This window comes from Streptomyces sp. NBC_01171 (assembly GCF_045039805.1).
Lineage (GTDB): Bacteria > Actinomycetota > Actinomycetes > Streptomycetales > Streptomycetaceae > Streptomyces.
The window spans coordinates 3,779,864-3,801,006 of record NZ_CP108609.1; the positions used below are offsets into that span (position 1 = coordinate 3,779,864).

Consider the following 21,143-nt stretch of genomic DNA (forward strand, 5'->3'; position numbering starts at 1 on the left):
CACGGCTGTGTACGGCATGGGGACAGAACGCACCGGAACGCCCGCGCCGCGAACGAAATCCTCACACCTGCGGGGGAGTCCGGGACCGAGGATGTGCACATGGAGCCCCGTGCATGGCAGTTGACCGACGACCTCACCGAATTCCTGGACACGGCAGGTGACTTCCTGCGGTCCAGACCGGCCCTGCACACCGTGACGCTCACGGTCTCCGAGGCGCTGCGCACCCGTGGTCCGTACGCCCACGGCGCCGAGCCGCCCCGCTTCGGCGTGCTGCGCGACGGGGGCGGCCCGGTTCGGGCGACCCTGCTGCACACCCCGCCCCACCCGATCCAGCTCACCCCGCTCGATCCGCCGGAGGCGGCCGCGCTGGCCGGCCGGCTCGCGGAGGCGGGTCACCAGGTCCCCGGCGTCTGGGCCGAGCGGGAGACCGCGGCCGCCTTCGCCACGGCCTGGCAGCAGCGCACCGGGGCGACCGCCGAGCAGTCCGAGCACCAGCGGCTCTACCGCCTGGCCGGGCTGACCCCGCCCGACCGCACCCCGCCCGGCCGTGCCCGAGTGGCGGACGCGGCCGACCGGGAGCTGCTGGCGCGCTGGTACGTGGAGTTCGCGGCCGACACCGGCGGCCGGATTCGCCAGGACCCCGCCCAGTGGGTCGACTCCCGTCTCGCGCACGGCGGCGCCACCCTCTGGGAGACCCCGGACGGCACCCCGGTCTCCCTCGCCGGGAACCTCCCGGAGAGCGCCGGGCAGATCCGGGTGGCCCCCGTCTACACCCCGGCCGCTCTGCGCGGCCACGGCTACGCGGGCGCGGTCACCACCGAGGTGAGCGGGCGGGCGGCGGCGACCGGGGCCGAGGTGCTGCTCTTCACCGACCTGGCCAACCCCGTCTCCAACCGGCTCTACCAGCGGCTCGGCTACCGCCCCGTCGCGGACTTCGCCACGTGGACGTTCGCGGCGGCCGTCGGCTGACGGCCCTCACGGCCACAGCAGCCGCCGCTCCCAGCCGAACTCGGTCCGCCGGTACTCCAGGCGGACGTGGCGGCGGTCGGGGTCGCCCTGGAAGAACTCCACCGAGCGGGGGTGGAGGCGGTAGAGGGTCCAGGTGGGGGCCGGGGTCGTGGGGTTGTCGTGGGCCTGGGACCAGGCGTCCTCGGAGGCCCGGCGCAACTCCTCCAGCGACGCCAGGTCCTCGCTCTGGCGGCCGGTGAGGGCGGCGGCGAGGGCGCCGGTGGAGCGGGCCTGGAGGTCGGCCTGGGCGGCTTCGGCGGGGCTGGCCGACACCGGGCCGCGGACGCGGACCTGGCGGCCCAGCGCCGGCCAGTAGAAGGCGAGGGCCGCGTGCGGGTTGGCGGCCAGGTCGCGGCCCTTGCGGCTGGTGGAGTGGGTGCCGAAGGTCCAGCCGTCGGCGTCGGCGCCGTGCAGCATCACGATCCGTACGTCCGGCCGGCCCTCCGCGTCCGCCGTGGCCAGCGACATGGTGTGCGGCTCCGGCTGGCCCGCCCGCGCGGCCTCGGCCAGCCAGGCCGTGAACAGGGGCAGCGGGGTCGGGGGAGCGGTGTCCGGGTCGAAGGGCCGCAGCTCGGTGGTGTCCGGGGACCAGACCTTCAGGGAGCGCAGCAGTCCGTCGAGTTCGTCGTGTGCCTCGTGTGCCATGAGGCCGAGTATCCGCCCCCGGACACGGCGACAGGCGGTGGTCCACGCCGAGGTGGACCACCGCCTGCCAGACAGGACTTGGGGCCGGTGCGGGTGCCGGTCGCTACTTCGTGGGCTTCTTGCCGGTCACTCCCAGATAGATCAGCAGCGCCAGGTTCGGCTTGATCTCGGCCTGCTTCACGCCCCAGGCGGTGAAGCCCTTCTGGTGGGCCGCGACCGAGGCCAGCATGGTGACGAGGGAACCGGCGATCGCCGCCGGGTTCACGTCCTTGTCCACCCGGCCCTTGGACTTCAGCTCGGTGATCGCCTCGGTGAGGGAACCGTTCACCGCGTTGAGGATCTTCATCCGCAGCTTGTTGAACCGCTTGTCGCCCTCGGCCGCCGCCAGGTCGACCACGCGCAGGATCGCGTCGTGGCGCCGGTAGAAGTCCATGAAGCCGTCCACCAGGTCCTGCGCGGTCTGCCACCCCGCCTTGCCGGTCCAGGTCCGGCCCGCGAGCAGCTCGGTCAGCTCGGCGCTCTCGGCGGCCATCGAGTCGGCGATCTCCAGGACGGCACCTTCGACGTCCGGGAAGTACTGGTAGAAGGTCGCGGGCGAGGTGCCGGCCTTCCGCGCGACATCGATGACCTTGACATCTCGGTACGGGGAGGAGCTGAGCATCTCGCTGAGGCAGTCGAGCAGCTTCTGCCGGGTCGCCTGCCCACGCCGGCCGGCCACCCGGCCGTCGACGGTACGCACTTGTCCTGTCATGCCGTCAGCTTACCGACGGGGGGCAGGAGCGCGATTCGGCCGACTGCAAATGGGGTGCGACCCTGGCGGAGGCAAGCTTTCCCTGGTCCTGCGGGGTGCGCGGGTCCCGGTTACTTTGACGATATGGCCGAAAACAGCGCATCGATGTACGGAGAGGGCACCCCCTGCTGGGCGGACGCCCAGCTCCCCGACGTCGAGGCGGGCAAGCGGTTCTACGGCGAGCTGTTCGGGTGGACCTTCGACGGCGAGGACGCCCCCGGCGCCTCCGTCTGGGCCCGGCTGGACGGCGAACCGGTCGCCTCGCTCGCGCCCAAGACCGACGGCCGGATGCCCACCGTGTGGACGGTGTACTTCGCCACACCGGACGCCCGCGCCCTGACCCGGAGGATCACCGATGCCGGGGGCCGCCTGATCTCCGGCCCCTTCGCGATGGCCGACCTCGGCTCCGCCGCCCTGGTCACCGACCCCGAGGGCGCGGTGTTCGGGCTGTGGCAGTCCGACGGCCACCCCGGCTTCGGGCGCCGCGGTGAGCCGGGCGCCTTCGTGTGGACCGAGCTGTACACCCCCGAACCCCGCGCGGCGAACACCTTCTACGGCGACCTCTTCCACGAGGCCCTCTTCGGCTCCGGCGCCGAGCCCGACTTCGGCCGCGCCCTGATCACCGACGTCTTCCCGGCCGAGATGCCCGCGCACTTCCTCGTCCACTTCCGCGTCGGCGATCTCGACGCCGCCCTCGACACCGTGCGGCGGCTCGGCGGCCGGGTCCAGGTGCCGCCCTTCGACGCGTCGTACGGACGGGTGGCGGTCGTCACGGACAATCAAGGGGCGTCCTTCGCGCTGCTGACCCGGTGACGGGACGCCGCGGGGGGGGGTGAAATGACGGGATAGGGCACGAGACACCCCGATTCGCCACCGGGTTCGCAACCGGCCGCCCGGCCAGGAAGAATCGGGGTGCGTGCCGCCATGGCGGTGCGGTGGTGAGACGCTGCACTTCGGTCGCGTCCAAAGGCGGAAGACGCGGCTCGTACGGGGAGGTGGCAGGCAAGTGGTGGATCAGCTTACGCAGCACGATCCGCGGCGGATCGGGCCGTTCGAGGTGCTGGGCCGGCTGGGCGCCGGCGGCATGGGGCTGGTCTATCTGGCGCGCTCGGCGTCGGGGCGGCGGGTGGCCATCAAGACGGTCCGCACGGAGCTGGCCGAGGACCAGCTCTTCCGGGTCCGCTTCACCCGCGAGGTGGAAGCGGCCCGCGCGGTCTCCGGCTTCTACACGGCCGCAGTCGTCGACGCCGACCCGCGCGCGGCGGTGCCCTGGCTGGCCACGGCGTACGTCCCCGCGCCCTCGCTCGAGGAGATAGTGAACGAGTGCGGGCCGCTCCCGGCCCAGGCGGTGCGCTGGCTCGCGGCGGGCGTGGCCGAGGCGCTCCAGTCCATCCACGGCGCCGGTCTGGTCCACCGCGACATGAAGCCGTCCAACGTGCTGGTGGTCGAGGACGGCCCCCGCGTCATCGACTTCGGCATCGCCTCCGGGGTGTCCAACACCCGGCTGACGATGACGAACGTCGCGGTGGGCACCCCCGCCTACATGTCGCCCGAGCAGGCCAAGGACTCCCGCAGCGTCACCGGCGCCAGCGACGTGTTCTCGCTCGGCTCCACCCTGGTCTTCGCCGCCACCGGACACCCGCCCTTCCACGGCGCCAACCCGGTCGAGACGGTGTTCATGCTGCTGCGCGAGGGCCCGGACGTCACCGGGCTGCCCGACGAGCTGCGCCCGCTGATCGAGGCGTGCATGCAGATGGAGGCCCCCGGCAGGCCCTCCCCGGCCGACCTCCAGGCCCAGCTCGCCCCGCACCTGTTCGGCTCCGGCTCCGACGACTCCGGCACCGCCTCCGCCTGGCTGCCGGAGAAGGCCGTCGCCCTCATCGAGTCCCGCCGGGGCGGCCGTCCGCCCGCCAAGCCCGCCCCGCTGCCGCCCGGCCCGCGCAGCGCCGGCCGCCCGGCCGTGCCCCCGCCGCCGTCCTACGACCCGGTCGTCCCGGCCCCGTCCCCGGCCCCCGTGCCGTCCGGCGGGCCCGGCACCGGGCCGGTGCGGCTGGCCGGTCTTGAGGTGCCCATCGGGCCGGGACCGCGCGTCGCCGACGCCCGCGCGGCGGCCGTGAAGGCGCCCCCGCCGGAGGCCGGCCTGGTGGCGAGCTGGTCCCGGCCGCGCCCCGGCGTCAACGGCGCCGACCCCGCCGTACCCCCTGTGCCGCCGCAGTTGCCGGAGACCTCGGCGGGCTGGCGGCCCTGGCGGTTCCGGATGTCCAACGACGTGTGGGGCACCCCGTCGGTCGACGGGGACCTGGTGTACGTCACCTCCTTCGAGGTGCACGCCCTGGACGTGGCCACCGGGCGGCGCCGCTTCAAGACGCGGGACGTGGCCTGGTCGATGGCGGTCGCGGACGGCCGTATCCACGCCTCCGACGGGCCCACCCTGTTCGCGCTGGACGCCCGCGAGGGCACCGACCTGTGGCGGCTGTCCACGGACGCCTGGGTGTACTCGCTGCACGCCGACCACGGCACGGTCGTCACCGGCACGCGCGGCGGCGGGGTGCAGGCGTGGGAGGCGGCGGCCGGGCGCAAGCTGTGGGAGATCTCCGGCTGCCAGACCGACTTCGAGTCGCCCGAGGCCGGCCCCGCCGTGCACGACGGCACCGTCTACGTCTGGCAGGACGCCCGGCTGCGCGCCCTGGAGGCCCGCACGGGCGACGAGCGCTGGTCGTACCCCATCGGCGACGCGGCCTCCTGCGGCGGGGTTCCGGTACGGGTGACCCCGGCGCCGGACGGCTATGTGTACGTCAGCGCGGGCAGCCGGGTCCTCGCCATCGAGGTGTCGACCGGCCGGGTGCGCTGGCACTTCGAGGCCCCGGCGGTCTTCCTGTCCCCGCCCGCCTTCGTGCCGGGCCCGGCGGTCACCGGCGGCGGGGTCTACCTCGCCGACTACCTCGGCACCGTCTACGCCCTGGACGCCACCGACGGCCGCGACCGCTGGCGCATCGCCACCGAGGCCCGTTCCTCGGTGGAACCGGTGCTGGTCGCGGCCGGGCATGTGCACGTCGGCAGCGGCAAGGGCCTGTACACGCTGGACGCGGTCACCGGCACGCCCAAGTGGCGCTTCCAGGCGGGCGGCGACGTGGTGGGCGCCCCCTCGGTCGCCGAGGGCCGTATCCACTTCGGCTCCACCGACCACCTGCTGTACACCCTGAAGGCCGACGACGGCCGGCTGCGCTGGAAGCTCGCCACCGGCGGCGAGATCACCGGCTCACCGGTCGTCAAGGACGGCGTGGTGTACGCGTGCAGCAAGGACCGGTGCGTGTACGCGCTGGACGCGGAGAAGGGCACCGGGACGGCCCGTACGGCCTGAGGGGCGCCGGGGAACACGGAAACGGCCGGGTCCCCCGACCCGGCCGTTCCGTCTTCCCGCGTGTGCCGCGGCGGCTCCCCCTCCGCTCCGCCGCGGCTCACGCCCCCCGTGCTTCTCGCCCGCTCAGCGCGGGTCGCCCACGGTGATGTGGCTCTCCAGCGTGGTGACGTCGTCCAGGTCGCCCTTGGCCGTCTTCTCGCCGGTGATGTGGCTCTCCTGCGGAGCGACCTCCGGGGCGGCCGCCGCCGTGGCGCCCTCACCGGTGATGTGGCTCTCCTGCGTGGTGACTTCGTCGGACTTCTTGGCGTCGCTCATCGACGTACTCCGTTGCTCTGAGGTGTGCTGTTGTGGCCGGGGCCGCCCGGCCGCTCCCCCGAGGGCTTCCGGACGGACCCGGTCACAGCCGGCCACCGCGTGAGCGGCCGACAGCACTACCGATCCGCCCGCCCCCGTGACGACGAATCGGCTGGGAGAAGACTGCACGGGCACGATAAACGAACGATGAACGCCGGGTCCCGCGTATTTCCGCGGGGCAGCCCTCACCCGGCCGTCGCAGGTGAGAGCAGTTCCCGCAAGTCGGCGGCCTCCGCCGAGCCCAGCCGGTCGTAGACGCTCAGCGCCTCCGTCCAGCAGGCGCGGGCCCGGTCCGTCTCGCCCAGCGCGTCCAGGGACTTGCCGAGCACGGTGAGGACGCCCGCCCGGCGCCAGTCGCCGCCCACGTGGAGCAGGACCGACAGCGACTGCTCGGCCAAGGCCGCCGCGGCCGCGGGCCGTTCGGTGAGCCGGAGTCCGGCGAGCCGGAAGAGGGTCATGCCCTCCCAGAGCCGCTGCCTGCTGTCCCGGAAGATGGTCAGCGCCTCGGAGAGCCGGGCCTCCGCCTCCTCCGCGCGCCCCGACTCGGCCAGCGCCAGCCCGAGTGCGTAACTCCCGTTCGCCAGCCGGACGGTGAGGCCCAGGTGGCGGTAGACGGCGACGCCGGACTCGGCCAGCTCCACCGCGCTGTCCACCCGGCCCATCGACAGGTGCACCCGCGACAGGTTGCACAGCGCGCTCGCCTCGCCCGGCAGGTTGCCGTCGGCGCGGTACGCGATGAGAGTGCGCTGGAGGTAGGTCTCGGCCTCGGCGTGCCGGCTGCGGTACGCGGCCACGATCCCGCGCTCGCTGGGCGCGTTGCAGTCGATCCACGGGTCCTGGGCCGCCCCGGCCAGCTCCACCGCGCGCTCGGCCTCCGCCTCCGCCTCGTCGAACCGGCCCGCGTTGGTGTGCACTTGGGCCAGCGTGGTGCGCGCCCGGCCCTCCACCAGCGCGTCCCCCGCCTCGGCCGCCGCGTCCCGGACGACGGTCGCCGCCGTCCCGAACTGGTGGGCGTTGGCGCCGGATTCGGCGAGGTCCTTGGCGACGATCAGCAGGTCCACCGCCCGCCGCAGGCTGCCCTGGGCCACCGACTGCCGTACGCAGGCCAGCAGGCAGTCGGCCTCCGCGTACAGCCAGTCCAGCGCGTCCCGGTGCCCGGCGAAGGACAGCCCCTCGTGGTCGTAGGGGTGCAGGTGCTCCACGGTCCGGTCGCCGGGGCGCTCGATGGCGTACACCCGCGCGGCCGTGGCCAGGTAGAAGTCCAGCAGCCGGGAGAGCGCGGCGGCCCGCTCGCCGGGCTCGCGCTCGTCCCGCTCGGCGCAGGCACGCGCGTAGAGCCGTACGAGGTCGTGGAAGCGGTAGCGGCCTGGCGCGGCCGACTCCAGCAGCGAGGTGTCGACCAGCGACTCCAGCAGGTCCTCGGTGTCCTCCGGGCCCAGGTCCAGCAGCGCGGCGGCGGCCGCCAGCGACAGGTCGGGGCCATAGGCCAGGCCGAGCAGCCGGAACGCCCGCGCCTGGGCGGGTTCGAGCTGGCCGTAGCCCAGCTCGAAGGTGGCCTTGACCGCGAGGTCGCCGGCCTGGAGTTCGTCCAGCCGGCGCCGTTCGTCCGCCAGCTTGGCCGCGAGCACCGAGGTGGTCCAGGTGCGGCGGGCGGCGAGCCGGGAGGCGGCGATCCTGATGGCCAGCGGCAGGAACCCGCACGCGGCCACCACGTCCAGCGCGGCCTTCCGCTCGGCCGCGACCCGCTCCGCGCCCACGATCTTGGTGAACAGCGACAGGGCTTCCTCGGGCGACATCACGTCCAGGTCCACCAGATGGGCCCCGGCGAGCCCGACCATCCGCACCCGCGAGGTCACCAGTGCCGCGCACCCCTCGGTGCCGGGCAACAGCGGTCTGACCTGCGCCGCGTCCTTGGCGTTGTCCAGCAGCACCAGCACCCGGCGCCCGTCCAGCACCGACCGGTACAGCGCGGCCCGCTCCTCCAGCGACTCCGGCACCGCCGAGTCCGCCGTGCCGAGCGCCCGCAGGAACGAGCCGAGCACCGTCTCGGGCTCCGCCGGGCGCGGGCCCGCCCCCTGGAGGTCGACGTAGAGCTGGCCGTCGGGGAAGGCGGCCCGGGCCCGGTGGGCCACGTGCACCGCGAGGGTGGTCTTGCCGACGCCGCCGATCCCGGCCAGCGCGGAGACCGCCATCACCCGGCCCTCCGCCTCCGAGGCCGACGCCAGCACCTCGCTCAGTTCGGTCACGAACGCCGACCGGCCGGTGAAGTCCGGCACCGAGGCGGGCAGTTGGGCAGGGCGTACCAGGAGCACGGGAGGCTCCTCGGCAGGCGAGGGCTCCGTGAGCGCGGGGTCGGCCCGCAGGATGCGCTGCTGGAGGTCGCTGAGCCCCGGACGCGGGTCGACGCCCAGCTCGTCGGCGAGCAGCCGCCGGGTGTCCGCGTACACCGCCAGCGCCTCCGCCTGACGGCCGCTGCGGTACAGCGCCAGCATCAGCAGCTCGCGGAAGCGTTCGCGCAGCGGGTGCTCGGCGGTCAGCGCGGTCAGCTCCGAGACGGCCTCGGCGTGGCTGCCCTGCTCCAGGTCCATGTCCAGCCGGGATTCCAGAAGTTGGAGGCGCCACTCCTCCAGCCGGACCCGCTGGGCCTCCGCGTAGGGGCCGGGTACGCCCGCCAGGGCCTCGCCGTCCCACAGTGCCAGCGCCCGGTTCAGCGACTCCCTCGCCTGGCCCAACTCCCCGGCGCTGCGCGCCTTCTCGGCCTGTGCGGCGAGTTCCTGGGCGACGACGAGGTCCAGCGGGGCGAGCGTCCGGATGGCGTAGCCGCTCGACTCGCTGACCAGGACGCCGGGTTCGAGCACCTTGCGCAGCCGGGACGCGTAGGTCCGGACGGCCGCGAGCGCCCTGGGGGGCGGTTCGGTCCCCCAGAGCGCGTCGATCAGTTCGGCCGCCGTGGCGGTACGGCCCTCCCGCAGCAACAGCGCGGCGAGCAGGGCGCGTTGCTGCGGAGAGCCGGTGGGGACCGGCGCTTCACCGCGCCAGGCCCGCACCGGCCCGAGTACCCCGAACCGCAGCACGGCGGAACCGGAGACCCGCTGCTCAGGCATCCGCGCCCCACCGTCCATGCGTTCGCCCCCAGGGGGTGTCTTGTCGATCATGACGGGCTCGCGACGTCTGGCACCGCGCCTCGCCGCGTTGTCGTCGGTTGCCGATGCTCCGCATCGACGCCCTCCTCCGCCTTGCGATGCACGGCACCCGACGTCGCTCCCTGATCCGCCCTGATCGACAAGACACCCCCTAGGCAATCCAACTTCCGTAGTCAGTTTGCCTTCTTCACGCCACTTGCGTCAGCCGTGCGAGACGCCGATCACAAGGCGGCGCGGGGGACTCCACAGAGTTTTCACACGCTCGGTCTCATCGCTTGGTGGTGCTGTTGAACAGCGAGCGGGACCAGAGGTAGCCGACCAGGGCGATCCCCGCACACCAGGCGAGCGAGATCCAGCCGTCGTTCCCGATCGCCGAACCGGTGAGCAGACCGCGCAGCGTCTCGATCATCGGGGTGAACGGCTGGTGCTCGGCGAACCAGCGCAGCCCCGGTGACATCGACCCGGCCGGCACGAACGCCGAGCCCAGGAACGGCAGGAACTGCACCAGCAGCGGCTTGTTGCTCGCGGACTCCACCGTCTTGGAGATCAGCCCGAGCGCCACCGACAGCCAGGTCACCGCGAACGCGATGGCCGCGAGGAACCCGGCCGCCGCCAGCCACTCCAGCGGGGTCGCGTCCGGCCGGAACCCGAGGGCCAGCGCGACCGCGATCACCAGGACGAGGCTCACCATCGTCTGGAGCACGCTGCCGATGACATGGCCGGTCATGAACGACGAGCGGCTGATGTTCATGGTGCGGAAGCGGTTGATGATGCCCTCGGTCATGTCCGAGCAGACCGCGATCGAGGTCGACATGGCGCCGGCCGCCACCCCCATGACGACGACACCGGGGACCAGGTACTCCAGGTAGGCGTCCCGGCCGCCGCCCATGCCGCCGCCGATCGCGCCCCCGAAGGCGTACACGAACAGCAGCAGCATCAGGATCGGCATCATCGAGCTGCCGAGGGAGACGGCCGGATAGCGGACGGCGTGCTTGACGTTGCGCCGCAGCATCGTCATCGAGTCGTGCACGGCGTAGGTGAGGGTGCTCATCGCTGGATCTCCTTGGCGAGGGTGTCGGCGGTGACGTGGAGCGGGGTGCCGGTGGTGCCCTGGCCGGTGAGCGCGAGGAACACGTCGTCCAGGTCGGGGGTGTGCACGGAGAAGCCGGACGCCTGGACCCCGGCGGCGTCGAGCCGGTCCAGCAGGGCGCGCAGGGCGTCCAGGCCACCGTCGCCGGCCACCCGGAGGGCGAGGTTCTCGTCGTCCCGCGCGGCGCCGGGGAAGGCCGCCGCCGCGCGCTCGTACTCCTCGGGGCCGGTGAACCGCAGCCGGACATGGGCGCCGGGGATGCGGGCCTTGAGTTCGTCGGCGGTGCCCTCGGCGACGATCCGGCCGCCGTCGAGGACGGCGATCCGGTCGGCCAACTGGTCGGCCTCCTTCAGGTACTGGGTGGTGAGGAAGACCGTGGTACCGCCCGCGACCAGCGAGCGGACGGTGTCCCACATGGTGCGGCGGCTGCGCGGGTCGAGCCCGGTCGTCGGCTCGTCCAGGAAGATCACCCGGGGGTCGCCGACCAGGGTCATGGCGAGGTCGAGCCGCCGCCGCATCCCGCCGGAGAAGGTCGCGGCCCGCTTGTCCGCCACGTCCGCGATGTCGAACCGCTCCAGCAACTCTCGTGTACGGGCCCGGCCTTCGCGCTTGCCGAGGCGGAGCAGGTCGGCCATGAGGAGGAGGTTCTCCTCGGCGGTGAGGAGGTCGTCCAGCGCGGCGAACTGGCCGGTGACACCGATCGCGGCGCGCACACCGTCCGGCGCGGTGGTGATGTCGTGGCCCGCGATCCGTGCCTCGCCGCCGTCGGGGGCGACGAGGGTGGAGAGGATCTGGACGGTGGTGGTCTTCCCGGCGCCGTTCGGCCCGAGCAGGGCGAACACGGTCCCGGCGGGGATGTTCAGGTCGATGCCGTCCAGCACGGTCTTGTCGCCGTACGACTTGCGCAGGCCGGTGACGGAGACGGCAGGGATCTCGTCGACGGGTTTTCTGGGCGTGGGCATGACAGATGAAGGCATGGGGCCCTCCTGAGGGCTGGAGTGGAAGTCAGGGGGTGTCGCTCAGGCGTGGGCGCGCAGGATGTCGATGTTGCCCCAGTTGGTGCGGGCGTGGATCTTGACGGTGTCCTCGGTGTGCTCCGGTGCCCCGGAGGAGGCGAGCGCGTTGCGCACCTGGCCGTGGGCGGAGCTGACGTCGAGCCAGGCGGCGGTGCCCTCGCGGACGCCGATCTCGATGGAGCCGTTGGCGGTCTCCAACTGGACCTCGCCGCGCGCGACGTCGGCTACGCGCAGGGGGCCGTTGCTCGTGGTGCCGGTGACGGACGCCTCGGTGCGGCCGATGTCGATGCCGCCGTTGGCACCGCTCACGCGCAGGTCGCCGGTGACGGTGGCCAGGACCGTGGTGCCGTTGGTGTTCTTCAGGACGGCGGGGCCGTCGATGGTGCCGACGCGGATGTTGCCGCTGCTGCTGGTGATCTCGGCGGCGCCGTCGACCCGGTCCACGGTGACCGAGCCGTGGGCCACGGTCAGCTTCAGCGGGCCGGTGGCGTCGAGGCGAACGTCGCCGGTGGAGGTCTTCACGCGGACCTCGCCCAGCCGGCCCTCACCGAGGACCTGGGTCCAGGAGCCGGTGACCTCGGCGGAGGAGCCGGCGGGCAGGTGGACCGTGACGTCGACCAGACCGGAGGGGCCGATGAGCAGCCGCTCCCGGGTACGGACGGTCAGGGCGCCGGAGGCGAAGCCGACCTCGGTCTGCTCGGCGGCCCGTACGTCCTTGTCCCGCTTGGGGTCCCGGGGCGCGACCTCGACCACGGTGTCCGGGCGGTCGCTTGCGGCGAACCGGAGGGAACCGGTGCCGATGTGAGCGGTGACCGCGATGGGCTGGGGGGTGTCGAAAGTAGGCATGGCTGTCCCGTCCTCTTGGCTCGTCAGGTCGTCCCCGCAGGTGGGGGACGTGAAGGTGGGTGAGAAGTGGAGCGGGGGCGCGGGTGCTAGCGCACCCAGCCCGTGAAGCTCTGGCCGATCGTGCGGGTCTTCTCCGCCGGGCGCGGCCGGCCGCCGCCCTCGACCGCCGCCGAGACGGCGCGCACCAGCCAGGCGTTGACGGACAGGCCCTCGCGGCCCGCCGCCTCCTCGGCGCGTGCCTTGAGGTGCGCCGGGAGCCGGAGGTTGACGCGGGCGGTGCCGCCCTCGTCGGTCTCGGCGGCCGGCTGGGGCGCGGCCGGTGCGGGGGCCGCTTCCGCCGGGGCGGGCTCGGCCGGTGGTGCCGTGACCACGAACTCGGGGTCCAGACCGCGCAGCCGTACGTCGACCGAACCGGGGGCCAGCTCGCGGGTGATCTCGTCCATCGCGGCGGAGAGCACGTGGAGCATGGTCAGGCGGGTCGCCGACTCCAGCGGAGCGGTGAGCCGCTCGGCCAGCTCGCGCGCTTCCTCGCCGCCGGCCTCGGCGGCCACCGCGAGTTCCCGGCGAAGAGTGTCGACATACGGGGTGAGGTCCATGGCGTTAGCTTGGCACCATTGTGGCGCCATGGCAACCCTTATTGGCACCACATGGCACCGAGTGGTGTCACGTGGTGCCACGCGTGGTGCCGCAGGAGTGCCGCGTGGGATGCCGCCGGGCCCGCCCGAAAAGCACCCGTAGCTGTGGATCACGCCGAACGTATGCTCAGGGAATGACGACTTCCGCGACCTCCGGAACCGGCCCCACCGAGAACTCCATGCGTCGCGCCCTCAAACGTGCCCGTGACGGTGTCGCCCTCGACGTCTCCGAGGCGGCGGTGCTGCTCCAGGCCCGCGGCGAGGCCCTTGAGGACCTCACCGCGTCCGCGGCACGGGTACGGGACGCGGGACTCGACGCGGCGGGGCGGCCCGGTGTCATCACGTACTCGAAAAGCGTCTTCATCCCGCTGACCCGGCTGTGCCGCGACAAGTGCCACTACTGCACCTTCGTCACCGTCCCCGGCAAGCTGCGCCGCGCGGGCCACGGGATGTTCATGTCGCCGGACGAGGTGCTGGACATCGCCCGCAAGGGTGCCGCGCTCGGCTGCAAGGAAGCCCTCATCACCCTCGGCGACAAGCCCGAGGACCGCTGGCCCGAGGCGCGCGAGTGGCTCGACGCGCACGGGTACGACGACACGATCGCCTACGTACGCGCCATCTCCATCCGCATCCTGGAGGAGACCGGCCTGCTGCCCCACCTCAACCCCGGCGTCATGAGCTGGACCGACTTCCAGCGGCTCAAGCCGGTCGCGCCGAGCATGGGCATGATGCTGGAGACCACCGCCGAGCGCCTGTGGTCCGAGCCGGGCGGCCCGCACTACGGCTCCCCGGACAAGGAACCCGCCGTACGGCTGCGGGTGCTGGAGGACGCCGGCCGTTCCTCGGTGCCGTTCACCTCCGGGCTGCTGATCGGCATCGGGGAGACCTACGAGGAGCGCGCGGAGTCCCTGTTCGCGCTCCGGAAGGTCGCCCGCGCCTACCACGGCGTCCAGGAGCTGATCATCCAGAACTTCCGTGCCAAGCCGGACACCGCGATGCGCGGCATGCCGGACGCCGAACTGGACGAGCTGATCGCCACGGTGGCCGTCGCCCGGCACATCATGGGCCCCTCCGCCTGCCTCCAGGCCCCGCCCAACCTCGTCGACAGCGAGTACGAGCGGCTGATCGGCGCGGGCATCGACGACTGGGGCGGGGTGTCGCCGCTCACCATCGACCACGTCAACCCCGAGCGCCCCTGGCCGCAGATCGAGGAGCTGACCGAGCGGTCCCGTACGGCGGGCTTCGAGCTGCGCGAACGGCTCTGCGTGTATCCGGAGTTCGTCCGCAGGGGAGAACCCTGGCTGGACCCCCGGCTGCGCCCGCACGTCGCCGCCCTGGCCGACCCGGAGACCGGCCTCGCCCGGCCCGGCGTACTCCCCGAGGGCCTGCCCTGGCAGGAGCCCGAGGAGGTGTTCACCGCCACCGGCCGCACCGACCTGCACGCCTCCATCGACACCGAGGGCCGCACCTCCGACCGGCGCGACGACTTCGACGAGGTGTACGGCGACTGGGCCGAGCTGCGGGAGGCCGCCGCCCCCGGCATGGTGCCCGAGCGCATCGACACCGACGTCCGCGAGGCCCTGCGCACGGCCGCCGACGACCCGGCGAAGCTCACCGACGCGGAGGCGCTGGCCCTGCTCCACGCGGACGGCGCGGCGCTGGACGCGGTGTGCCGGATCGCGGACGACGTGCGCAAGTCGGTGGTCGGGGACGACGTGACGTACATCGTCACCAGGAACATCAACTTCACCAACGTCTGCTACACCGGCTGCCGTTTCTGCGCCTTCGCCCAGCGGCGCACCGACGCCGACGCCTACACCCTCTCCCTGGACCAGGTCGCGGACCGCGCCCAGCAGGCGTGGGAGGTGGGCGCGGTGGAGGTCTGCATGCAGGGCGGCATCCACCCGGACCTGCCCGGCACGGCGTACTTCGACATCGCGAAGGCGGTCAAGGAGCGCGTCCCCGGGATGCACGTGCACGCCTTCTCCCCGATGGAGGTCGTCAACGGGGCGACGCGTACGGGGATGTCGATCCGGGAGTGGCTGACGGCTGCCAAGGAGGCCGGGCTCGACTCGATCCCGGGCACGGCGGCGGAGATCCTGGACGACGAGGTGCGCTGGGTGCTGACGAAGGGCAAGCTGCCCACGGCCACCTGGACCGAGGTGATCACCACCGCCCACGAGCTGGGCATCCGCTCCTCGTCCACGATGATGTACGGCCATGTCGACCAGCCCCGGCACTGGCTCGGCCACCTGCGCACGCTGGCCGGAATCCAGCAGCGGACGGGCGGATTCACCGAGTTCGTGACCCTCCCCTTCATCCACACCAACGCCCCCGTCTACCTCGCCGGCATCGCGCGCCCCGGCCCGACCATGCGGGACAACCGCGCGGTCACCGCCATGGCCCGCCTCCTCCTGCACCCCTGGATTCCCAACATCCAGACGAGCTGGGTCAAGCTCGGCACCGAGGGCGCGGCCGAGATGCTGCGGTCCGGTGCGAACGACCTGGGCGGCACGCTGATGGAGGAGACGATCTCCCGGATGGCGGGCTCGTCGTACGGCTCGTACAAGTCCGTACACGACCTGGAGGCGGTCGCCGAGGCGGCCGGACGGCCGGCGAAGCCGCGGACCACGCTGTACGGCGAGGTGTCCGAGGAGCGGCAGGCCGCGGCCCGTGCGTCGGACGGGCACCTGCCGGATCTGCTGCCCCTCGTGGACTGAGTACGATGATCCGACCCCGGATCTGAGAAGGGGGTCCCACAGCGGAGGAGATGCGTACCCGTGGCTGCCCGACTGCCCTCGTGGGCCTGGGTCTCCGGACTGACGGTCGCGGCGACCGCCGCCGTCGTCGCCCTCGCCGTCCAGGCCGACCACGGCCAGCGCCCCGCGGCCCCGGCGGCCCACGCCCGCCCCACGGCCTCGGCCTCCCCGACCCCCTCCACCGCCCCGTCCCCCTCCGGCCCGCCCGCGCTGCCGGAGGCGTCGGGGGTGGGGCGCAGGATCGTCTACTCGGTCCAGGCGCACCGAGTGTGGCTTGTGGACGCGACGGGGACGTCTTCCCGGACGTTCACGGTGTGGCCGGGCACGCTGGACCCGCAGCCGGGCCGGTACTCGATCATCAAGCGGACGGAAGCCACGACCGGCTCGGACGGGGTGCAGGTCGAGCACATCATGTACTTCACGGCCGTGTCGGGCGTGAACATAGGCTTCTCCAACGCCCTCGACGGCTCCTCTCCGCCCCCGGCCGCGAACGGCGCCCAGACCGGCGGCATCCGCCTCCACAAGGAAGACGGAGCCGCACTGTGGTCCTTCGGCGACCTGGGGACGAGGGTGTCGGTCGTCGAATAGCCGGGCGGCTACCGCTCGTCGCGGTCCGGCAGGTGGTTGACGATCAGGGCGACTCCGCTGAGCAGGAAGACGCGGGTCGCCGCGTCCACGCCGTTCCACGTCTTCGACTGCCACATGGCGAACCACTCGCCGCCGATGGCGATGAAGCCGGCCCCGAAGAGCAGGATCAGCATCAGCAGGCCGTACGTGGAGAAGCGGCGTGCGCGGGCGTTGTCCCGCCGGGCCCACAGCCACGTGCTCCACACGAGTACGGCTGCCGCGACGGTCTCCCACGCAATGATCACCACGTAGGCGGTGTCCTGGAGCGCGGTACTGGTGATCGCCCGCCACATCAGGTGGTCGTCCTTGAACGTGGTGTCCATCGCCAGCACATGCCGGACGTACTGCTGGTTCGTCCCGAAGTCGGTGATGTTGCCTACGGCGACGAGGGCGATGTACAGCGCAAGGACGCCGGTGAGCACGGTGGCGGCGAGGCTCAGCCCCGAGCGGGCGGCACGGGTGGAGTCGGCGGGGGCCGCAGAATCGGTCATGGTCATGACCGGAATTCTTCCCGACCCACGCCGAGGAGGAACGCCTTTCAGACGCGGGGCACTGCGTGGCTGAGGAAGGCGGTCCAGGTGTCGGCGGAGACGGTCAGTTGGTCGCCGTCGGCGGTCTTGGAGTCCCGGATGTGGATGTGGTCGGGGGTGAGGGCGACTTCGACACAATCGGGCTCGTTCGCCCCGCTGTAGCTGCTCTTGAACCAGGTAAGCGTAGGGGCGGTCATGTTCCATCTCCCAGAAGATCTTTGATGAACGCCAGGGAATCCCGCGGCGACAGGGCCTGGGCCCGGATCATTCCATAGCGCGTATCCAGGGTCAGGACTTCCCGAGGGTCGCTGATCACCCTGCTGAACAGCTCGGCTGTCACGTATCCCACGGCGGAGCCGCTCCGGAGTTTGAGCACCCTGAACGATCCGCTCACGCCCGCGTGGTCCTCCCAGCGCGTGGGCATGACCTGGATCTCCACGTTCCGCAACTCGCCTACCTCCAGGAGGTGTTCGAGTTGCCGCCGCAGTACCAGTCTGCCTCCTACGGGCCTCCGCAGCGTCGCTTCTTCCTGGACGAATGTGAGATGCGGCGGGGGCATCCGTTCGAAGACCTCCTTGCGTGCCATGCGCGCGGCCACGTGACGGCTGATCTCCTCCTCCGTGAGGGCGGGCCGTCGCATCGCGTACAAGGCTTGGGCGTACTCCGCTGTCTGGAGCAGCCCGTGTACGTGCAGGACGCTGTAGGCCCCCAGTTCCACGGATTCTTCTTCGAGTTTCTGCAGGTCCCGGACCTTCTTCGGGTACCTGGCCCTCTCCACGTCCTCCTTCATCGCGGACAGCTTGCCGCCCGCGTTCAGTACCTCGTCCGACCTGTCCAGGAAGTCCGGCTTCGGGACTCGCCGCCCGCGTTCGACCGAGGACACCATTTCGGTGCTGTATCCGATGGCGGCGCCCAGCTCCGGCTGCCGCATTCCTGCTGATTCCCGCCACGCCTTGATCTGCCGGCCCACCGCCCTGAGTACGGCCTCGGCCTCCTCGTCCTCCACCCGCGCCCCTCTCCCTCGCACCAGCCGTACCGCTGCGCCACCCACCCGTACAGTCACCCTGCGTACCGTGGCCGTAACTGTTCAGCGTAGGGACAGGCGGCCACGCTGGGTGACATGAATGAGAAATCACGGCTGCGCGTCCAGTTGTCCGCGACACGGAGGGGTGCCCGGCTCGCCCGGCTTCTCACCGAGCGGCAACTCGACGAGTGGGGGCTGCCGTTCGAGGAGGCGACGCAGGTCGTGGCCGAGTTGGCGGCCAATGCCGTGCTGCACGGCCGGGTCGGCGGGCGGGACTTCCGGCTGGAGCTGCTGCGGAGGGACGACGGCACGCTCCGTGTCGAGGTGACCGACGCGCGGGGTGATCGGAGCCCCCGGGTGCCGGACGAGTCGGCCGAACTGACCGAGAACGGCCGGGGGTTGCGCATCGTCGCCGCCTACGCCCACCAGTGGGGCGTGGTCGAGGCGCCCGCCGGGGCCAAGACCGTGTGGGTGGGGCTGAAGCGTCCGTTCCTGGCCGGTATGGGTTCGGCGGAGACCGATCGGGGCGCTGAGCGGACCGTTCCAGGTCCATTACAGTGCTGACCGGCGTGCGGGCGGACGGTGGCGCGAGGAGGTCTGGGTGGGTGCGACGAGCGGCGCCGTCTGGGGCCGTGCGGAACAGCAGGACTTCCGGGGCCGCGTACGGGGCACCCTGCTCGGCGCCGCGATCGGGGACGCGCTCGGCGCACCGGTCGACTCGCTGGACCTGGACGCGATCCGTACCGCGCACGGCCCCGAGGGCCTGACCGACCTCGCCCCCGGCCAGGGCAGACGCGGCACCGTCTCGCACCACACCCAGCTCACCCTCTTCACCGTGGACGGCCTGATCCGCGCCCAGGTGCGCCGCGACACCGGCGCCTGGCACCCGCCGACCGACCTGCACCGGGCGTACCTGCGCTGGGCGGCCACCCAGCGGGACTGGGGCCCGGACGAGCGCCGGGAGGAGGACGGCTGGCTCGCCCGCGAGGAGTGGCTGTACGCCCGCCGGAGCCCCACCCGGGCCCTGCTGCTGGGGCTCGGCAACGACGTGATGGGCACGCTGGAACGCCCCAAGAACCCCGGCGAGGCGGGCCCGGAGGCCGTCGCCCGCTCGGCACCCTTCGGCCTGCTGGTCGGCTGGGAGCCCCAGCTCGTCGTCCAACTGGCGCTGGAGTGCGCCGCCCAGACCCACGGCCACCCGGTGGCGGTCCTCTCGGCGGGCGCGTACGCGGTCATCGTGCACGCCCTCGCGCGCGGCGAGAGCCTGGACGGCGCCGTCCAGAGCACCCTCGCCCTGCTGGCCGCCCGCCCCGGCCACGAGCCCGTCACCAGCGCCCTCCAACGGGCCCTCGGCGCGGTACGCCAGGGCCTGCCGAGCCCGGCACGCGTGGCGGAACTGGTGGGGGAGGGCACCGCCGACGGCCTGCTCTCCGCCGCCGTGTACTGCGCCCTGGTCGGCGAGGACGTCCGCCACGGCCTCTGCCTCGCCGTCAACCACCCCGGCCCCTCAGCCGCCGCAGGCACCCTCACGGGCGGCCTCCTGGGCGCCCTGCACGGTGAGACGGCCCTCCCCCCGGCCTGGCTCCCCGACCTGGAGGGCCGCCCCACCATCCTCGTCCTGGCCGACGACTTCGCCCTGGAAATGACCCAGGGCCCCGCCCTCCACACCCCCGCCGGCTCAGCCCCCGGCTGGCTGGCCCGCTACCCACGCGCCTGACCGCGCTCACTCCGTCCGGGGCGGCGCCCCCACCACGTCATCCCCCGCGGGCCCGGGCGCCGGGACCGTCGCCGCGCCCCCGCCGTCGGAGTTGACCCGGTCGATGACCGCCAGCCGTTCCGGGGTGTCCTCCGGCTTGATCCAGCCGACGGCGATGTACAGCACCAGCGACACCGCCAGCGGTACCGAGACCTGGTACTGGAGAGGGACCCCGCCGGACACCTGCCAGTTGACGGGGTAGTTGACCAGCCAGAACGCCAGCAGGCCCGCTGCCCAGGCGGTCAGCGCGGCTGTGGGGCCCGAGCGGCGGAACGGGTGGAGGAGGCCCAGCATCATCGGGATGGCTATCGGGCCCATCAGGCCGGCCACCCACTTGATGACCACCGTGATGATGTCCTTGAAGGCGGGGGAGTCGACCTGGGTGGCCACCGCCATCGACAGGCCGAGGAAGACCACCGTCGTCACCCGCGCCGCCAGCAGCCCGGCCCGTTCGCCCCACCCGCGCGCCCGTCGCGACAGCACCGGTGCCACGTCCCGTGTGAACACCGCCGCGATGGCGTTCGCGTCGGAGGAGCACATGGCCATGGTGTGCGAGAAGAACCCGACGACGACAAGACCCGACAGCCCGTGGGGCAGGAGCTGCTCGGTCATCAGGGCGTACGCGTCCGAGCCGTCGGGCTTCTGGGCGTGGACCAGCAGCGGAGCCATCCACATCGGGAAGAACAGCACCACCGGCCACACCAGCCACAGCAGCGCCGAGAGCCGTGCGGACCGCTCGGCCTCACGGGGCGTACGGGTCGCCATGTACCGCTGGGCCTGGTTGAGCATCCCGCCGTTGTACTCGAACAGCTTGATGAACAGGAACGCCAGCAGGAACACCGTCCCGTACGGCCCCGCCAGCGGCTCGGTGTGACCGCGCAGCGCCGGCTCGTCGAAGGCGCCGAACACCCCGATGTCCCTGTCCCCGAGCTTCAGCACCACGGCCACGAACATCGCCACCCCGGCCAGCAACTGGATGACGAACTGCCCCAGTTCGGTCAGCGCGTCCGCCCACAGGCCGCCGATCGTGCAGTACACGGCGGTCACCGCGCCGGTGATGAGGATGCCCTGGTTCAGCGAGGCGCCGGTGAAGACGGACAGCAGCGTGGCGATCGCCGCCCACTTCGCGCCCACGTCCACGATCTTCAGCAGCATCCCGGACCAGGCCAGCGCCTGCTGGGTGGTGAGGTCGTACCGGTTCTTCAGATACTCCAGCGGCGAGGACACCCCGAGCCGCGACCGCAGCCGGTTGATGCGCGGCGCGAACAGCCGGGAGCCGATGGCGATACCGAGCGCGATCGGGAACGACCAGGTCACGTACGAGGTGACCCCGTAGGTGTAGGCGATGCCCGCGTACCCGGTGAACATCACCGCGCTGTAGCCCGACATGTGGTGCGAGATGCCGGACAGCCACCACGGCATCCGCCCCCCGGCGGTGAAGAAGTCCCCCACGTCGTCCACGCGCCGGTGCGACCAGAACCCGATCGCCACCATCACGCCGAAGTAGCCGATCAGCACCGCCCAGTCGAGACCGTTCATGTCTCCCCTCCCAGGGTCCG

General features: G+C 72.6%; 19 protein-coding genes. 7 read left to right on the plus strand and 12 right to left on the minus strand.

The window, feature by feature from the left end:
- Positions 1–99: 99 nt before the first annotated feature.
- Entirely contained in the window at positions 100–969 is an 870-nt protein-coding gene (locus OG448_RS17590; protein ID WP_405554947.1) for a GNAT family N-acetyltransferase, read from the plus strand.
- A 6-nt stretch (positions 970–975) separates the two neighbouring features.
- On the opposite strand, the gene OG448_RS17595 is transcribed toward OG448_RS17590, so the two are convergent.
- Both OG448_RS17595 and OG448_RS17600 read right to left on the minus strand, forming a co-directional pair.
- A complete protein-coding gene (locus OG448_RS17595; protein ID WP_405554949.1) occupies positions 976–1,653 on the minus strand; it encodes a pyridoxal 5'-phosphate synthase in 678 nt (225 codons plus the stop codon).
- A 103-nt stretch (positions 1,654–1,756) separates the two neighbouring features.
- Positions 1,757–2,392 (minus strand): TetR family transcriptional regulator, encoded by a 636-nt coding sequence (locus OG448_RS17600; protein ID WP_405558834.1) that lies wholly within the window; start codon positions 2,390–2,392, stop codon positions 1,757–1,759.
- A 135-nt stretch (positions 2,393–2,527) separates the two neighbouring features.
- On the opposite strand from OG448_RS17600, the gene OG448_RS17605 reads away from it, so the two are divergent.
- Complete coding sequence (locus tag OG448_RS17605) at positions 2,528–3,256, plus strand: VOC family protein (RefSeq protein WP_405554951.1); 729 nt, start codon at positions 2,528–2,530, stop codon at positions 3,254–3,256.
- Positions 3,257–3,449: 193 nt separating this feature from the next.
- Complete coding sequence (locus tag OG448_RS17610) at positions 3,450–5,804, plus strand: PQQ-binding-like beta-propeller repeat protein (protein WP_405554953.1); 2,355 nt, start codon at positions 3,450–3,452, stop codon at positions 5,802–5,804.
- Positions 5,805–5,927: 123 nt separating this feature from the next.
- Here the strand turns inward: OG448_RS17610 and OG448_RS17615 are convergent, their stop codons facing one another.
- The 6 genes from OG448_RS17615 to OG448_RS17640 form a co-directional block, all read right to left on the minus strand.
- Positions 5,928–6,119: a hypothetical protein gene (locus OG448_RS17615; protein WP_130338849.1), complete on the minus strand. Its 192-nt coding sequence runs from the start codon at positions 6,117–6,119 to the stop codon at positions 5,928–5,930.
- A 224-nt stretch (positions 6,120–6,343) separates the two neighbouring features.
- Positions 6,344–9,280: an AfsR/SARP family transcriptional regulator gene (locus tag OG448_RS17620; protein ID WP_405558836.1), complete on the minus strand. Its 2,937-nt coding sequence runs from the start codon at positions 9,278–9,280 to the stop codon at positions 6,344–6,346.
- Between the two features lie 289 nt (positions 9,281–9,569).
- A complete protein-coding gene (locus tag OG448_RS17625) occupies positions 9,570–10,352 on the minus strand; it encodes an ABC transporter permease (protein WP_405554955.1) in 783 nt (260 codons plus the stop codon).
- A complete protein-coding gene (locus tag OG448_RS17630) occupies positions 10,349–11,368 on the minus strand; it encodes an ATP-binding cassette domain-containing protein (RefSeq protein WP_405554957.1) in 1,020 nt (339 codons plus the stop codon). Before OG448_RS17630 ends, OG448_RS17625 begins: the two co-directional genes overlap by 4 nt.
- Before the next feature lie 42 nt (positions 11,369–11,410).
- A complete protein-coding gene (locus tag OG448_RS17635) occupies positions 11,411–12,253 on the minus strand; it encodes a DUF4097 family beta strand repeat-containing protein (protein WP_405554959.1) in 843 nt (280 codons plus the stop codon).
- 86 nt (positions 12,254–12,339) lie between these two features.
- The gene (locus tag OG448_RS17640) at positions 12,340–12,849 is read right to left on the minus strand and encodes a hypothetical protein (RefSeq protein WP_405554961.1); all 510 of its coding nucleotides are present in this window, start codon (positions 12,847–12,849) and stop codon (positions 12,340–12,342) included.
- A gap of 173 nt (positions 12,850–13,022) precedes the next feature.
- Here OG448_RS17640 and OG448_RS17645 point away from each other — a divergent pair, with 173 nt between their 5' ends.
- Both OG448_RS17645 and OG448_RS17650 read left to right on the plus strand, forming a co-directional pair.
- Positions 13,023–15,608 (plus strand): bifunctional FO biosynthesis protein CofGH, encoded by a 2,586-nt coding sequence (locus tag OG448_RS17645; protein WP_405554963.1) that lies wholly within the window; start codon positions 13,023–13,025, stop codon positions 15,606–15,608.
- A 60-nt stretch (positions 15,609–15,668) separates the two neighbouring features.
- Positions 15,669–16,235: a hypothetical protein gene (locus OG448_RS17650; protein ID WP_405554965.1), complete on the plus strand. Its 567-nt coding sequence runs from the start codon at positions 15,669–15,671 to the stop codon at positions 16,233–16,235.
- 8 nt (positions 16,236–16,243) lie between these two features.
- On the opposite strand, the gene OG448_RS17655 is transcribed toward OG448_RS17650, so the two are convergent.
- From OG448_RS17655 to OG448_RS17665, 3 genes are read right to left on the minus strand one after another with little or no spacing between them, the layout of a single operon-like run.
- Positions 16,244–16,765, minus strand: a complete 522-nt coding sequence (locus tag OG448_RS17655; protein ID WP_405558838.1) for a DUF2165 domain-containing protein — start codon at positions 16,763–16,765, stop codon at positions 16,244–16,246.
- Positions 16,766–16,812: 47 nt separating this feature from the next.
- Entirely contained in the window at positions 16,813–17,001 is a 189-nt protein-coding gene (locus OG448_RS17660; RefSeq protein WP_405554967.1) for a DUF397 domain-containing protein, read from the minus strand.
- Positions 16,998–17,810, minus strand: coding sequence for a helix-turn-helix domain-containing protein (locus OG448_RS17665; RefSeq protein ID WP_405554969.1), 813 nt, complete (start codon positions 17,808–17,810; stop codon positions 16,998–17,000). The genes OG448_RS17660 and OG448_RS17665 overlap by 4 nt, the downstream gene beginning before the upstream one ends.
- Before the next feature lie 114 nt (positions 17,811–17,924).
- On the opposite strand from OG448_RS17665, the gene OG448_RS17670 reads away from it, so the two are divergent.
- Together OG448_RS17670 and OG448_RS17675 are read left to right on the plus strand one after the other, a co-directional pair.
- Positions 17,925–18,392, plus strand: coding sequence for an ATP-binding protein (locus OG448_RS17670; RefSeq protein ID WP_405554971.1), 468 nt, complete (start codon positions 17,925–17,927; stop codon positions 18,390–18,392).
- 37 nt (positions 18,393–18,429) lie between these two features.
- On the plus strand, positions 18,430–19,545 hold the full coding sequence (locus OG448_RS17675) for an ADP-ribosylglycohydrolase family protein (protein WP_391299120.1): 1,116 nt from the start codon (positions 18,430–18,432) through the stop codon (positions 19,543–19,545).
- A gap of 6 nt (positions 19,546–19,551) precedes the next feature.
- Here OG448_RS17675 and OG448_RS17680 read toward each other — a convergent pair whose 3' ends face one another.
- Positions 19,552–21,123, minus strand: a complete 1,572-nt coding sequence (locus OG448_RS17680) for a sodium:solute symporter family protein (protein ID WP_405554973.1) — start codon at positions 21,121–21,123, stop codon at positions 19,552–19,554.
- Positions 21,124–21,143: the final 20 nt, after the last annotated feature.

Coding starts and splice junctions, on each gene's coding strand:
- OG448_RS17645 (WP_405554963.1), top strand. CDS start 13,023: ATGACGACTTCCGCGACCTCCGGAACCGGCCCCACCGAGAACTCCATG.
- OG448_RS17590 (WP_405554947.1), top strand. CDS start 100: ATGGAGCCCCGTGCATGGCAGTTGACCGACGACCTCACCGAATTCCTG.
- OG448_RS17660 (WP_405554967.1), bottom strand. CDS start 17,001: ATGACCGCCCCTACGCTTACCTGGTTCAAGAGCAGCTACAGCGGGGCG.
- OG448_RS17635 (WP_405554959.1), bottom strand. CDS start 12,253: ATGCCTACTTTCGACACCCCCCAGCCCATCGCGGTCACCGCTCACATC.
- OG448_RS17620 (WP_405558836.1), bottom strand. CDS start 9,280: ATGGACGGTGGGGCGCGGATGCCTGAGCAGCGGGTCTCCGGTTCCGCC.
- OG448_RS17595 (WP_405554949.1), bottom strand. CDS start 1,653: ATGGCACACGAGGCACACGACGAACTCGACGGACTGCTGCGCTCCCTG.
- OG448_RS17655 (WP_405558838.1), bottom strand. CDS start 16,765: ATGACCGATTCTGCGGCCCCCGCCGACTCCACCCGTGCCGCCCGCTCG.
- OG448_RS17615 (WP_130338849.1), bottom strand. CDS start 6,119: ATGAGCGACGCCAAGAAGTCCGACGAAGTCACCACGCAGGAGAGCCAC.
- OG448_RS17680 (WP_405554973.1), bottom strand. CDS start 21,123: ATGAACGGTCTCGACTGGGCGGTGCTGATCGGCTACTTCGGCGTGATG.
- OG448_RS17630 (WP_405554957.1), bottom strand. CDS start 11,368: ATGCCTTCATCTGTCATGCCCACGCCCAGAAAACCCGTCGACGAGATC.
- OG448_RS17625 (WP_405554955.1), bottom strand. CDS start 10,352: ATGAGCACCCTCACCTACGCCGTGCACGACTCGATGACGATGCTGCGG.
- OG448_RS17640 (WP_405554961.1), bottom strand. CDS start 12,849: ATGGACCTCACCCCGTATGTCGACACTCTTCGCCGGGAACTCGCGGTG.
- OG448_RS17670 (WP_405554971.1), top strand. CDS start 17,925: ATGAATGAGAAATCACGGCTGCGCGTCCAGTTGTCCGCGACACGGAGG.
- OG448_RS17605 (WP_405554951.1), top strand. CDS start 2,528: ATGGCCGAAAACAGCGCATCGATGTACGGAGAGGGCACCCCCTGCTGG.